Origin of the sequence: Actinosynnema sp. NPDC050436, from assembly GCF_040655415.1 — a bacterium.
Taxonomy (GTDB): domain Bacteria; phylum Actinomycetota; class Actinomycetes; order Mycobacteriales; family Pseudonocardiaceae; genus Actinosynnema.
The window spans coordinates 273,117-287,032 of the sequence record NZ_JBFAJV010000011.1; the positions used below are offsets into that span (position 1 = coordinate 273,117).

Annotated in this window: 12 protein-coding genes; 7 read left to right on the forward strand and 5 right to left on the reverse strand. The window is 71.9% G+C overall.

Annotated features, from left to right (window positions below; all coding sequences use genetic code 11):
* Nucleotides 1-54 precede the first annotated feature (54 nt).
* From AB0I60_RS26220 to AB0I60_RS26230, 3 genes are all read right to left on the reverse strand, one after another.
* On the reverse strand, nt 55-888 hold the full coding sequence (locus AB0I60_RS26220; protein WP_360733808.1) for an ABC transporter permease: 834 nt from the start codon (nt 886-888) through the stop codon (nt 55-57).
* On the reverse strand, nt 885-1,898 hold the full coding sequence (locus tag AB0I60_RS26225) for an ABC transporter ATP-binding protein (RefSeq protein ID WP_360733811.1): 1,014 nt from the start codon (nt 1,896-1,898) through the stop codon (nt 885-887). Before AB0I60_RS26225 ends, AB0I60_RS26220 begins: the two co-directional genes overlap by 4 nt.
* A 422-nt stretch (nt 1,899-2,320) precedes the next feature.
* Nucleotides 2,321-3,451 (reverse strand): hypothetical protein, encoded by a 1,131-nt coding sequence (locus AB0I60_RS26230; protein ID WP_360733813.1) that lies wholly within the window; start codon nt 3,449-3,451, stop codon nt 2,321-2,323.
* Between the two features lie 186 nt (nt 3,452-3,637).
* On the opposite strand from AB0I60_RS26230, the gene AB0I60_RS26235 reads away from it, so the two are divergent.
* Genes AB0I60_RS26235 through AB0I60_RS26245 form a run of 3 tightly spaced genes read left to right on the forward strand, consistent with a single transcriptional unit; the run spans nt 3,638 to nt 6,464 of the window.
* Complete coding sequence (locus AB0I60_RS26235; RefSeq protein WP_360733816.1) at nt 3,638-4,360, forward strand: response regulator transcription factor; 723 nt, start codon at nt 3,638-3,640, stop codon at nt 4,358-4,360.
* Complete coding sequence (locus AB0I60_RS26240) at nt 4,357-5,625, forward strand: ATP-binding protein (protein WP_360733819.1); 1,269 nt, start codon at nt 4,357-4,359, stop codon at nt 5,623-5,625. The genes AB0I60_RS26235 and AB0I60_RS26240 overlap by 4 nt, the downstream gene beginning before the upstream one ends.
* A gap of 17 nt (nt 5,626-5,642) precedes the next feature.
* Nucleotides 5,643-6,464, forward strand: a complete 822-nt coding sequence (locus tag AB0I60_RS26245; RefSeq protein ID WP_360733822.1) for an NUDIX domain-containing protein — start codon at nt 5,643-5,645, stop codon at nt 6,462-6,464.
* 64 nt (nt 6,465-6,528) lie between these two features.
* Here AB0I60_RS26245 and trpS read toward each other — a convergent pair whose 3' ends face one another.
* Nucleotides 6,529-7,494 carry a tryptophan--tRNA ligase gene (trpS, locus tag AB0I60_RS26250; protein ID WP_360733825.1) on the reverse strand — a complete coding sequence of 322 codons (966 nt, stop codon included), beginning with the start codon at nt 7,492-7,494 and terminating at the stop codon, nt 6,529-6,531.
* A 194-nt stretch (nt 7,495-7,688) separates the two neighbouring features.
* Between trpS and AB0I60_RS26255 the strand changes: the two genes are divergently transcribed.
* Nucleotides 7,689-7,988, forward strand: coding sequence for a YciI family protein (locus tag AB0I60_RS26255; RefSeq protein WP_360733828.1), 300 nt, complete (start codon nt 7,689-7,691; stop codon nt 7,986-7,988).
* Between the two features lie 40 nt (nt 7,989-8,028).
* On the opposite strand, the gene AB0I60_RS26260 is transcribed toward AB0I60_RS26255, so the two are convergent.
* Complete coding sequence (locus AB0I60_RS26260) at nt 8,029-8,184, reverse strand: hypothetical protein (protein WP_360733831.1); 156 nt, start codon at nt 8,182-8,184, stop codon at nt 8,029-8,031.
* Nucleotides 8,185-8,344: 160 nt separating this feature from the next.
* Here AB0I60_RS26260 and typA point away from each other — a divergent pair, with 160 nt between their 5' ends.
* The 3 genes from typA to AB0I60_RS26275 form a co-directional block, all read left to right on the forward strand.
* Nucleotides 8,345-10,246 (forward strand): translational GTPase TypA, encoded by a 1,902-nt coding sequence (gene typA, locus AB0I60_RS26265; protein ID WP_360733834.1) that lies wholly within the window; start codon nt 8,345-8,347, stop codon nt 10,244-10,246.
* 214 nt (nt 10,247-10,460) lie between these two features.
* On the forward strand, nt 10,461-12,146 hold the full coding sequence (locus AB0I60_RS26270; RefSeq protein WP_360733837.1) for an ABC transporter family substrate-binding protein: 1,686 nt from the start codon (nt 10,461-10,463) through the stop codon (nt 12,144-12,146).
* A gap of 466 nt (nt 12,147-12,612) precedes the next feature.
* On the forward strand, nt 12,613-13,916 hold a 1,304-nt coding region (locus AB0I60_RS26275; protein WP_360733839.1), incomplete at its 3' end, for an ABC transporter substrate-binding protein.

Genomic DNA, 13,916 nt, shown 5'->3' on the forward strand with positions numbered 1-13,916 from the left:
CATTTTCCGCGTGGTGCAGGCGCACGGCCGGCCGTGCGCCTGCCGCCCTGCGCGCTAGTTGTCCTTGGTGGCCAGGCGCATCGCCGCCAGGGACAGGCCGATCAGGATGTAGCAGCCGGCCAGGGCCGTGCCGCGCCACAGCGAGTCGGTGGGCATCGGGTCGCGCATCACGTCGGTCAGGTTCTCCCAGCCCGAGGTGATCAGGTAGGGATGCAGCCAGTCCAGCGAGCTGAACATGTTCAGCACACCGGAGACGATCACGCCGGCCAAGGTCGCGGCCATCACCACGAGCGGGTGCTCGGTGCACGCCGAGATCGCCATCGCCACCGCCGCCACGCCCCAGACCTGCACCGTCACCAGCAGGACGGCCACGACGATCCGGAGCAGGGCCGCGCCGAGCGGCAGGGTGTTGCCGGACAGCGTCAACATGCCGTCCCCGCCGAACAGGACCACGCCGGTGATCGTGCCGACGAGCGCGAGCAGCGCCACCGCGAACAGCGTCATGGTGCCGACGCCGAAGGACTTGATCGCCAGCAGCCGCAGCCGGCCCACCGGCGACAGTAGCAGACCGCGCAGGGTGCCGTGCTGCGACTCGCCGGCCAGGCCGTCCGCCGCCCAGATGGCCCCCACCAGCGGCAGCAGCAGCGGCAGCGCGAGGAACAGCGTGAACACCGGCAGCACCAGCCCGTTGCCGGAGATGATCGCGGCCAGGCCCGGCCCCGCGCGGCCGTCGCCGTCCAGCGCGAACCACAGGCCGACGCCCGCCAGGATCGGCACCAGGCACAGCGCCGACAGGCCGATCACGGTCCTCGGCCGGCGCAGGATCCACCGCAGCTCGGACCTGAGCTGACGGCTCAGCGGAGCCCGGGTCACAACCAGCGCGCTCATCGCGCCCCCTCCTCGACGGTGTCCACCGCGGACAACCCCTCCTCGGCTTCCTCGGCCTCGGTGAGCCGCGCGAACAGCTCCTCCAGGCCGGTGCGCTGCCGCCGTGCCTCCCACACCTCGATACCCCCCTTGACCAGCGCCTCCAGCACCGCCGGCGGCGTGGTCCCGATCAGCTCGACGCGCAGCCCGTCCGACGAGGCGCGGGCCGAGATCCGGGCGGACCGCAGCACCTCCAGCGCCTTGAGCCAGTCCGGCGTGGTGATCAGCAGGGCGCTGCTCTCGGCCGCCAGCAGTTCGGCCAGCCCGCCCTGCGCGACCACCGTCCCCCGGTGCAGCACGGCCACGTGGGTGCACGTCGCCTCGATCTCGCTGAGCAGGTGCGACGACACCACCACGGTCGTGTCGTTGCGCTTCAGCTCGGCGATCACGTTGCGGACCTCGCGGGTACCCGCCGGGTCGAGGCCGTTGGTCGGCTCGTCCAGCACCACGAGCCGGCGCTCGACCAGCAGCGCGGACGCCAGCCCGAGCCGCTGCTTCATGCCCAGCGAGTACCCCCGGTACCGCCGGTGGGCGGCGGAGGCGAGACCGACCCGCTCCAACGCCTCGTCCACCGCCCGGTTGATGGACACCGAGGCCAGCAGCGGTTCGAACGCGGCGACCCGCCGCAGGTTCTCCCGCCCCGACAGGAACGGGTGGAACCCCGGCCCCTCGACCAGCGCGCCGACGTGGGGCAGCGCGGTGGCGGCCCCGTCCGGCAGCGCCTGCCCGAGCAGCTCGACCTCCCCCTCCGTCGGCCGCACGAGCCCGAGCATCATCCGGATCGTGGTGGTCTTGCCCGACCCGTTGGGGCCGAGCATCCCGAGCACCGCCCCCTTCGGCACGTCGAGGTCGACCCGGTCCACCGCCACGGTGCTCCCGTACACCTTGCGGAGCCCCCGCGTCCGGGCGACGAGGACCGGGGCGGCCCCGGCGTCGGCCGGCTCCGCCCGCGCGCTGGTCGAGGTGGTCATGCGGTTCTCTCCCCTGAACTAGGTCCGCTGCTGAACTGGATCCGCTGGTGAACTGGGAGCGCTGGTGCGCCAGGTCCGCCGGGCCGGTCCCGGACACCGAACCCGCACCACCCGACAACTCCGGACGCCGAGCCCGGCACCCGACAGCACCGGGGGTCCGAGCCCGCTCCGCCGGTCGGCCCCCACCCTGGACCACCCCGGCAACCCGCCCGGCAGTGGATCACCCCTGCGGGTTCGGCCGGCGGCGGATCAACACTGCGGATCCGGCCGGCAGTCGGTCACTGGCCTGCGGTAGCCGGCCTGCGGTGGATGGTCGATGGTGGGCGGCCGGCGGTGGGTGGCTGGCGGCCGGTGGCGGTGGCCGGCGGTGAACGGCTGGTGGTGAGCGGGGCCGGCGTCCGCTCGGACGCCGGCCCCGGCGGTCACTTGACCTGGGCGATGGCCTCGGTCAGCACCTGCTCGGGCACCGGGCCGAGCGCCACCCGGCCGTCGTCGGCGAGCAGTACCCCGCCGACGCGGGTGGTGATCAGCGTCCCGCTCCCCCACGGGCCGCTGACCTGCTTGCCCAGCTGCTTGAGCAGGCCCTGGACGTCGACCTCGCCGCCCCGGTCACCGCGACCGGGCCGGTCGGCGGGCTGCTCCTGACCCGCGAGCGCGGTCAGCGCGCCCGCCGGGACCTTCGCGGTCAGCACCACGTCCCAGCCTTCGCCCCGCACCTCCGGGGCCGCCTCCGCGAGCAGGCCCTCGGCCAGCTCGCGCTCCTGCTCCGTCGGCTCGCCGACCTCCGGCTCGGTCACCTTCGCGCCGGCGGGCGGGGTGAAGGCGAACAGCGCGGCGTCCTGCGGGCCGACCTCCAGGTCCGCGAACCCGACCTGCACCGCCGGGGTGTTCGTGCCGTTGGTCAGCACGGCCAACCGCAGCGGCACCCGCAGCTCGGAGTCGATCGCCACCCGGACCTCGCGCAGCACGGTGCGCTCGGTCGGCTTCGGCGTGAGCACCAGCTCGTAGGTCGGGCGGCCGGCCACGCGGGCCGTGCCGTCGACCGTCACGTCGCTGTACTCCTTGATCTTCACCACGACCTCCCGCGACAGCGACACCGGGTCCGGCGGGAGCTGCCCGGCCCCCTCCGGGTCGAGGTCGATCTTCGGCTCCCCGGCGGAGCCGTGCGCGAACTTGGCCACCGTCTGGTCGGCCGAGTTCCACAGCCACCCCGTGCTGCCGTCGTCGACGAACGTGCGCTCGGAGTCGGCGGTGGGCAGCTGCACCCGCACCCGACCCTCGCCGTCGGTCCACATGCGCAGCCGCGACTCCCCGTCGGACAGCTGCGGCAACCCCGCCAGCGCGGGGACGCCCAGGTCGTTGCGGACCTCCACCGAGCCGCCGAACGCCGACGGCTTCGCGGTCAGCACCGACTCGACCAGCGACTCCGCGCTCACGTCCGGCAGGACGGGGGCGGGGCCCGCACCGGCGGGCTGCGCGAGCACCCCCAGGCCCGTGGCCCCGGCGACCACGCCGACCGCCGCGGCGACCACCGTCACCCTTCTCCGGTTCATGTCCCCTCCTCCTGGGCGTCGGACCGACCGGGCGCCGGTCCGACACCGAAGACGTTCCTCCCGCCGGGCTGAGATCACGCTGAGAGTCGGCCGAACGCTGAGAACCCGCTGAGAGTCGGCCCCCACGCTGAGAACCGACTGAGGATCCTGCGCGCATTGTCCTCCCTTGCGGGCATTCTGTGATCCGTGAGGCCACGGGTACTGGTAGTAGACGACGAGGTGGGCGTGCGGCGCGCGCTCGAACGCGGCCTGTCCGCCGAGGGCATGGAGGTGGTCACCGCCGCCGACGGCCCGAACGCCCTGCGGGTGGCGCTGACCGGCGCGTTCGACGTGGTGCTGCTGGACATCATGCTGCCGGGGCTCAGCGGCTACCGGGTGCTCCAGCGGATGCGCGCCGAGGGCGTGCGGACACCGGTGCTGATGGTGTCGGCCAAGGACGGCGAGGTCGACCAGGCCGACGGCCTGGACCTCGGCGCGGACGGCTACCTGGTCAAGCCGTTCAGCTTCGTGGTGCTGGTGGCGCAGGTGCGCGCGCTGCTGCGGCGCAACCAGGCGGACCTGGCCCGGCGCAGGCTCAAGCTCGGCGACCTGGTGGTCGACCGCGCGGTGCGCGAGGTGAGCTGGGCGGGTGCGGCGATCAGCCTGTCGCCGCGCGAGTACGCGGTGCTCGACGTGCTGGCGGGCCGGGCGGGCTCGGTGGTCACCAAGGACGAGCTGCTGCGCACGGTCTGGGGCGACGAGCAGGCGGCGACCCGCAACGCGGTGGAGGTCTACGTCGGCTACCTGCGGCGCAAGCTGGACGCGATGGGCGCGGGGGAGGTGGTGCGCACCGTGCGCGGTCACGGCTACCTGGCCTCGACCCCGGACCTGGACGCGGCGCTGGACTCGACGGCCGCCCGCCGCAGGTGAACCCGCGCCGGTGGTGGCTGCGGCGCACGCTGCGGTTCCGGATCACCGTCGTCGCCACCGGCGTGGCGCTGCTGTGCCTGCTGGCGCTCACCCTGCTCGCCCCCAGCCTGATCGGGATGGTGCAGGTCCGCGCGGTGGACGCCGAGCTGGAGCGGACCGGGGCGGTGCGCGTGCTGGACATCGCGGGCAACCCGCTCGACGGCGGCCCGAGCCCGGAGCTGACCGCGCAGGACGTCCGGCAGCTCAAAGCGGGGGAGAAGGTGCTCCGGCTGGACGGCGCGAGCGCCCACCGCTGGATCGGCCGGGTGGTGTTCGCCCCGGACGGCACCCCGCAGCTGCACGTCGCCGGCGACACCCTGGTCGGCTACCGCCAGGCCAACGAGCTGGGCACCCGCTGGCTCGCGGTGGCCGCCGTCCTGGTCGCGGGCCTGGTGGGCACCGCGACCTGGCTGGCCGTCCGGTCGTCGCTGCGGCCGGTGGAGCGGATGCGGACGGCGGCGGGCCGGCTGCCCCGGGGCGAGCGCCTGCCGGTGCCGCCCACCCGGGACGAGCTGCAGGCGCTCGCCGAGGCCCTCAACGCCCTGCTGGCCCGGCGCGACGAGGCCAGCGAGCGGCTGCGCCGTTTCACCGGCGACGCCGCGCACGAGCTGCGCTCCCCGGTCACGTCGGTGCGCGCCCAGGCGGAGGTCGCGGTGGCGCACCCGGACCCGGACTTCTCCATCGAGGTGCTCGAATCCGTGGTCGAGGAGTCCGAGCGGCTGTCGAACCTGGTGGACGCCCTGCTCCTGCTGGCCCGCGCGGACACCGGCGAGCTGCCGCGCGCGGAGCTGGTCGACGTCGTGCTCCAGGCCCAGGCCGCCGTGCTCCGGGTGCCCAAGAGCGACCTGCTGGTGACGGTGCACGCGCCGATGACCGCGTGCCTGATCCAGGTCGCCGGGTCCGAGGTGGAACTCGTGCTGGACAACCTGATCCGCAACGCCGGCCGGTACGCCGAGACGTTCATCCGGATCTCCGTGCTGCCCGCGCCCGGCGAGATCCGGCTGGTCGTGGACGACGACGGCCACGGCATCCCGCCGGAGCACCGGGAACGGGTGTTCGACCGGTTCTACCGGGTCGAGTCCGACCGGGGCCGGGCCACCGGCGGGTTCGGCCTGGGGCTCGCGCTGGTGGCGCACCTGGTGACCCGGCGCCGGGGCACGGTCCGGGCGATGGAGTCGCCGGAGGGCGGCGCGCGCCTGGAGGTGCGCTGGCCCGCGTACCGGTGATGGCAGGATCTCCACCCGTGCCCGAGCTCCGAGCGACCACGCTGGTCGACGCCCCGTTGCGCACCGTCGCGGCGGCCCTGCTGGACGCCCGGCTGCTGGCGCGGTCGATCCGGGGCCTGGGCGTGCGGATCTCCGGCGGCCCGGTGCTGCACGCGGGCGCGGAGCTGGCCGGTTCGGTCGGCCCGGTGAGCGGGACGCTGCTGGTCACCCGGGCGGACACCACCGGCGTGTCGGCCGAGCTGGTCGGCGGGCCGCTGCCGAGGTTCGTGCTGATCACCGACCTGCTGCACACCGGCGGCGGCACGATGGTGGTCGACTCGGTGGAGTGGACCAGCCCCGGCGGGCCGTTCGGCAGGCTGGCGGACGTGATCGTGGGGCGCGGGATGGCGCTCAAGGTGCTCCAGGCGCGGGCGGATGCGGTGTCGGCGCGCAGCCGCGAGCTGGTGGGCGCCAAGGTCGTGGTCGCGGCGGCGATCGTGCGCGACGGCCTGCTGCTCGCCCAGCAGCGCGGCTACCCCGCGCAGGTGGCGGGTGGGTGGGAGCTGCCTGGCGGCCGGGTCGAGCCGGGCGAGGACGACCGGGACGCGGTGGTCCGGGAGTGCGCCGAGGAGCTCGGGGTCGAGGTCGTGGCGGGTGAGCTGCTCGGGCCGGACGTCCCGCTGCGGTCGGACCACCTGCTGCGGGTCTACCGGGCCGAGCTGGTCAGCGGCGAGCCCAGGGCGCTGGACCACCCGGCGGTGCGGTGGGTGGGCGCGGGCGAGCTGGACGGGCTGGACTGGCTGGCCGCCGACCGCGTCGTGCTGCCCGCGCTGCACGAGCTGCTGGACCCGCCGGGCTGAGGCTGCCCCGATCGCGGACCTCCCGGGTGGGGGCACCGGTCGCAGGCACCCCCACCCGGGTGGGTCAGCCCAGGCCGGACACCCGCAACGCGGCGTCCAGCCGGTGCCGGCAGCGCTCCAGGGACCGCTCCGCGCCGTGCGCGCGCACCCGGTCGAGCTCGGCCGGGTCGTCGAGCAGGGCCTGCGTCCGCTCCCGCACGCCGCGCAGCTCCTCGACCACGGCCTCCGCCGCCGCCTCCTTCAGCTCGGCGTACCCGGACAGCGAGGCCGCGATCTCGTGCGGGTCCTTCCCGGTGCACGCGGCGAGGATCTCCAGCAGGTTCGCCACGCCCGGCTGGGTCTCCGGCGCGTACTGGACGACCCCGGTGTCGTCGGTGACCGCGCGCTTGATCTTGCGGCGGACCAGGTCGGGCGAGTCGAGCACGAATACCGTGCCGGCCGCGTCTTTCGCGGTCTTCGCCATTTTGCGGGACGGGTCCGCCAAATCGCGCACCCGGGCCGCAGTCGGCGGGATCACCGACTTCGGCATCACGAACACGTCGCCGTAGGTGCCGTTGAAGCGGCGGGCCAGCACGCGGGCCAGCTCGACGTGCTGGGCCTGGTCGTCGCCCACCGGGACCTCGTGCGCGCCCTGGAGCAGGATGTCCGCCGCCATGAGCACCGGGTAGGTCAGCAGGCTCAGCCGGACCGACGACCGGCCGGCCGACTTCTCCTTGAACTGGATCATCCGCGCGGCCTCGCCGTACGTGCAGGTGCACTCCAGCACCCAGGTCAGCGCACCCAGCTCGCGGACCAGGTCGGACTGCACCGAGACGGATCGGGGGTCGACCCCGGCGGCGATGAGCACGGCCAACTGCTCCCTGGTCAGGGCGCGCAGGCGGGCCGGGTTGTGCGACGTCGTCATGGCGTGCAGGTCGCTGATGAAGTAGACGTCCTCATCGGTGCCCTCGGCCGCCCACCGGCGGATGGCACCCAGGTAGTTGCCCAGCTGCACGGGCCCGGACGGGGTGATGGCGGACAGCCTGATCATGGTGGGTTCCCTTCGAGGTCTGCCCGCCCCGACCGGCCCCCGAACGCACGAAGGCCGCCCTGAGCGGGCGGCCGGCGTTGGTCAACGCGCAGTTCTAGGGCCGCCGCGAGGCGGACCACCAGAACGGGTAAAGAGTGCGCATAGCCGCGATCATAGCGTGTTTTACCCGTGTGTCACGGGTCTACATTTCTTCTATGTACATCGTGCTGCTGGAGTACATCAAGCCACTGGACGAAGTCGACTACGCCCTCCCGGACCACGTGGACTGGCTGAACAAGCAGTACCAAGCCGGTCACTTCCTCGCGTCCGGTCGCCAGGTGCCCCGCGTCGGCGGGGTCATCATCGCCCGACCCATGCTGCGCGGGAAGCTCGACGCGCTGCTCGCCACCGATCCCTTCGCGGTGCAGAAACTGGTCCGCCACCGGGTGGTGCAGTTCCAGGCCACCAGGACCGCACCGGAGCTGACCAAGGTCAACGAAGCCGCGTTGGCCTGACGCGTCCCGACCGCCACCCGGCCCACCGGGTGGCGTGGCGTCAAGCGGTCCCCTTCGCGGCCTTGCGCGCCTTGCGCGCCGCCTTCTCCGCCTTCCGCGCGGCCTTGGCGCGGGCTTCCAGCAGCGCGGTCACCGGGCACCTCTTGCAGCGCGGCTTCGAGCGGCAGCACTTCTTCTTCACCTTCGACTTGCCCACGCCGCCTCCCCCCGTCCGGGTGACGTCAGAGTAGGTGAGGCTGACCTCACCCGGCGCTCGTGTGTGGTATTGACTACCGGACCGGTAAGCTGTCCGGAGGCTGCGCGCGTTCTCTGTCCGGCGCCTGCCCATCCTCGACAGACAGCTCTAGGAGTTCCGCGTGCCCACGGCCACCGCGTCGATCAAGGAAACGCTGGTCCGCAACGACCTGCGCAACGTCGCGATCGTCGCGCACGTTGACCACGGCAAGACCACCCTGGTGGACGCCATGCTCCGCCAGTCCGGTGCCTTCTCCGAACGGGCCGAGCTCGTCGACCGGGTCATGGACTCGGGCGAGCTGGAGCGCGAGAAGGGCATCACCATCCTCGCCAAGAACACCGCCGTGCGCCGCCACACGGCGGACGGCGTGGTCACCATCAACGTGGTGGACACCCCCGGCCACGCCGACTTCGGCGGCGAGGTCGAGCGCGGCCTGTCCATGGTCGACGGCGTGGTGCTGCTGGTCGACGCCTCCGAGGGCCCGCTGCCGCAGACCCGGTTCGTGCTGCGCAAGACGCTGGCCGCCGGCCTCCCGGTGATCCTCGTGGTGAACAAGGTCGACCGGCCCGACGCCCGGATCTCCGAGGTCGTCGAGGAGGCCCACGACCTGCTGCTGGACCTGGCCACCGAGGTCGGCGCGGACGACTCCGTGCTGGACCTGCCGGTCGTCTACGCCTCGGCGCGCGCCGGCAAGGCCAGCCTGAACCAGCCCGAGGACGGCGGCCTGCCGGACGAGGAGAACCTCGACGTCCTGTTCGAGGTGCTGTTCAAGCACATCCCCGCGCCGACCGGTGACGCCGACGCCCCGCTGCGCGCCCTGGTGACCAACCTCGACGCGTCGAGCTTCCTCGGCCGGATCGCGCTGTGCCGGATCGAGGCCGGCCGCATCCGCAAGGGCGAGACGGTCGCCTGGTGCCGCGAGGACGGCTCGGTGCACAAGGTGCGCATCACCGAGCTGCTGATCACCGAGGCGCTGGAGCGCGTCCCCGCCGAGGAGGCGCGGGCGGGCGACCTGGTCGCCATCGCCGGCATCCCGGACATCACCATCGGCGACACGCTGGCCGACGTGGACAACCCGGAGCCGCTGCCCCGGATCACCGTCGACGAGCCCGCCATCTCGATGACCATCGGCGTGAACACCTCGCCGCTGGCCGGTCGCGGCGGCGGCAGCAAGCTGACCGCCCGCGTGCTGAAGGCCCGGCTGGACTCCGAGCTGGTCGGCAACGTGTCGGTGCGGGTCCTGCCGACCGAGCGCCCGGACACCTGGGAGGTGCAGGGCCGGGGTGAGCTGGCGCTGGCCATCCTGGTCGAGCAGATGCGCCGCGAGGGCTTCGAGCTGACCGTCGGCAAGCCGCAGGTGGTCACCAAGACCGTCGACGGCAAGCTGCACGAGCCGTTCGAGCGGCTGACCATCGACGCCCCGGAGGAGCACCTGGGCGCGATCACCCAGCTGCTGGCCAACCGCAAGGGCCGGATGGAGAACATGGCCGGCCACGGCAGCGGCCGGATCAAGCTGGACTACGTCGTGCCGTCGCGCGGCCTGATCGGCTTCCGCACTGAGTTCCTCACCGAGACCCGGGGCACCGGCATCGCCAACGCCGTGTCCGAGGGCTACGGCCCGTGGGCCGGCGAGATCCGGACCAGGCACAACGGCTCGCTGGTGGCCGACCGGTCGGGTTCGATCACCGCCTACGCGATGATCCAGCTCGCCGACCGGGGCACGTTCTTCGTGGAGCCGGGCGCGGACGCGTACGAGGGCATGGTCGTGGGCGAGAACCCGCGCGCCGAGGACCTGGACGTGAACGTCTGCCGCGAGAAGAAGCTGACGAACATGCGCACGTCGACCGCCGACGTCATGGAGACGCTGGCCCGGCCGCGCAAGCTGTCGCTGGAGGAGGCGCTGGAGTTCTGCGCCGCCGACGAGTGCGTCGAGGTCGCGCCGGAGGTCGTCCGGGTGCGGAAGGTCACCCTGGACGCCAACCAGCGCGGCCGTGAGCGCAACCGCAACAAGCTGCGCGGCTGACCGCTCGACACCGCGAACGCCCCCGACGCCCGTCGTCGGGGGCGTTTTCGCTGCTCAGGGGCCTTGCGCAAAGATCGCGTGCAGCGCACCCCATTAATAAGGTGCACGTGCGTCGGCCCACAGCGGTCAACCGGGGCGTCGCCGGGTGCGTCCAAGGGGGGTGAAGCCCGGGGTCCTCGGTCAACTGTCGAATCCGTCTGGCAGGCTCGTGCGCATGGCTGGTGGGGGGAACCGCGTGCGCGCGGCCGTTGCGGTGGTCGCGTCGTTCGTGCTGTCCGCCTGCTCGGTCACGCCCCCGCCGCCGCTCGTCCCGTCCACGCCGGGCATGACCGTCGTGCCGAAGGAGAAGTCGAACGAGGTCGTCGTCGGGGTGGACGACATCAAGGGCGGCTACAACCCGCACACCCTGGCCGGCCAGTCCACGATCGCCACCGCGCTGTCGTCGCTGCTGCTGCCCAGCGCGTTCCGGGCGAACCCGGACGGCAGCCCCCGGATGGACCTCGACCTGCTGGCGAGCGCCGAGGTGACCAAGGCCGAGCCGTACACGGTCACCTACACGATCCGCCGGGACGCCTCCTGGTCGGACAGCGCGCCGATCGCCGCCGAGGACTTCGTCTACCTCTGGGAGCGGATGCGCGAGGAGCCCGGCGTGGTCGACCCGGCCGGCTACCGGCTGATCACCGACATCGCCTCGCGCGAGGGCGGCAAGGTGGTCGAGGTCGTCTTCGACGCGCCCTACCCCGGCTGGCGGAGCCTGTTCGCCAACCTGCTGCCGGCGCACCTGCTCAAGGACGCGCCCGGCGGGTGGACCGCCGCGCTGACCGACAGCTTCCCGGCCAGCGCCGGCCCGTTCGCGGTGCGCACGCTCGACCAGCCGCGCGGCGAGATCATCCTGGAGCGCAACGACCGGTTCTGGGAGCGGCCGGCCGCCCTCGACCGGGTGGTCCTGCGCCGGGCGAGCCAGCACGACACGATCGACGCCCTGAAGTCGGGCGACGACCAGGTCGCGCTGCTGCGGGCCGAGGCGATCGCGTTGAAAGAAATCGAGGACCTCGGCCGGACAACGCCCCTGACAACGACCGTCGCCCCCCGTCCCGAGGTGGTGCAGGTGCTGGCCAGGCCCGCCGCGCCGCAGATGGCCGACGTCCGGGTCCGGCAGGCCGTGCTCAACGCGCTGAACCGGGACGAGCTGATCGCCATCGGCAGCCGGAACGGGCCGGGCGCGAAGCTGCGGGCGGACTCGCAGGTCATACCCCCCACGAAGGCCGGCTACCAGCCCACGTACCAGCCCAACACCACCCCGGTCGCGCAGCTGCTGACCGAGGCGGGCTACGCCCAGCAGAACGGCCAGTGGGTGCGTGACGGCAAAGAGCTGTCGCTCACGATCGCCGCACCCGCCGGCGTGGAGCCGTACGTGACCGTCGCAAGCCAGGTGCAACGTCAACTGTCATTGTCCGGAATCGCCGGACGGCTCCTTACAACGCCGCCCAATCAGTTGTTCGGACGCGATCTCTCCGGGCTGCCGACAAACAACGCCGAGGTGGTCGACATTGCGGTCGTGCCGCGCGTCGACACCGGTGATTCCGCCTCGGCGCTTGCTTCCGCGTTCGGCTGCCGCACCTCGTCGGGTGACTCCAGTACACCCATTCCGGCGAATGCCTCCGGTTTCTGTGATCAGTCCGTGCAGACCTCGATCGACGAGGCGCTGTCCGGGCGGGCGCTGCTGTCCGACGTGCTGGCGCGGATCGAGCCGGTGCTCTGGCAGCAGGCCGTCGCCCTGCCGTTGTTCCAGGTAGCAGACCTGCTGGTGGTGCTCCCGCAGGCCCAGAACGTGACCGCCGGGGCACCCTTCGCGGGGCCGCTGAGCGACGCGGCGACGTGGCGGCGGCAAGGCCGTTGACCGTTGACTCCGTCAATTGGGTGAGTTCACCCCGGCTCGGGATGCGTTCACCGGGCAATATTGACAGTATTCCCGTCGTCCGGTTAACGAACGCTCCCGCCCGGTAACGACGGAGTAGCTTGCTGCTACCAGCGTGTCACCCTTTGGTCACGATCGGCCGATGGGTCGTGACCCTGATCGTGGCTCCTTCTTATCGTGCTGCAACGGTGTGTCGGTTCGGGGCGCGTTTGGCACATCTCGGTTATGGGTGGAGTTAGGCCCGAACGGGCGCTCCAACCCAGTGCTAGGAGGGCACGTGTCGATGAGGAGATCAAAGGCTGTCTCGGCGCTTGCGCTGCTGACCGGTGCCGCACTCGTGCTGAGTGCGTGTGGTGGTGGCGGAGCCGGTGAGGGCGACCAAGGTGGCCAGCAGAACTCTGACCCCGGCAAGATCGGTGGTCAGGACGAGCTGTTCAAGCGTCCCAAGGTGGACGACATCGGTGAGATCGCGGTCACCGTCGAAGAGGGCTTCCACAACTACAACAACAACCTCGGCGCGACGAACAACTTCTCCAGCACCATCGCGCTGTCCAACGTGCAGCCTTCGCCGTACATCACCGACTTGGTCGACGGCAAGTTCGTCATCAAGATCGACGGCGACCTGATGGAGTCGATCAAGGTCACCTCGACCGACCCGCAGGTCATCGAGTGGAAGGTCAACAAGGCCGCCGTCTGGTCCGACGGCAAGCCGATCGACTGCGACGACTTCCACCTCAAGTGGCTCGCCGCGACCAGCAAGGCGACGGTCAAGGGCGAGGACGGCTCCGAGGCGTCCATCTTCGACTCGTCCCCGACGGGCTACGAGAACATCGAGAAGCTCGAGTGCTCGAACGAGGACAAGACGATCACCACGTCCTTCTTCAAGGACAAGCCGTTCGCGGACTACCGCGCGCTGTTCTCCCAGGTCGGTAGCGACAGCCTGCTCCCGGCGCACGTCCTGGAGGAGAAGTCCGGCGTCGCGGACATCACCAAGGTGTTGCCGGCGCAGAACGACGAGACCGTCAAGAAGGTCGCCGAGTTCTACACGAAGGGCTGGCTGGGCTTCGACGCCTCCGTCGCCCTGTCCGGCGGCCCGTACCTGATCGAGTCCTCGGACCTGAAGGACCAGACGGTCCTCGTGCGCAACCCGAAGTGGTGGGGCGAGAAGCCGTCCGCCGCGAAGGTCGTGCTGAAGACCAACACCGACGCCCAGTCGTCGGCCCAGCAGCTCCAGAACAAGGAAGTCGTGGTCATCGCGCCGCAGGCCGACCCGGCCGTGGCGCAGCAGCTGCGCGGCGACAGCGCGTTCAAGGTCTACGCGGCCGGTGGCCAGACCTACGAGCACGTCGACTTCAACATGGCGCGTCCGCTGTTCAAGAACAACAAGGAACTGCGCCTGGCGATCGCCCAGTGCTTCGACCGCGAGGACCTGGTCGAGAAGCTGGTCAAGGACGTCGACCAGAACGCCAAGCCGCTGGGCTCGTTCACCTTCATGCCCACCGAGGTCGGCTACGAGGACCACTACGGCGACGTCGGCAAGGGTGACGTGGCCTCGGCCAAGAAGACCCTGGAAGACGCCGGCTGGAAGCAGGGCGGCGACGGCATCTACACCAAGGGCGAGTACCGCGCGTCCTTCAAGCTGGGCCACAAGATCGTCCAGCGCCGTGCGGACACCGTCCGCATCCTGCAGGACAAGTGCCGCCAGGCCGGCATCGAGATCGTCGACGACCAGGCCGCCGACTTCAACGACAA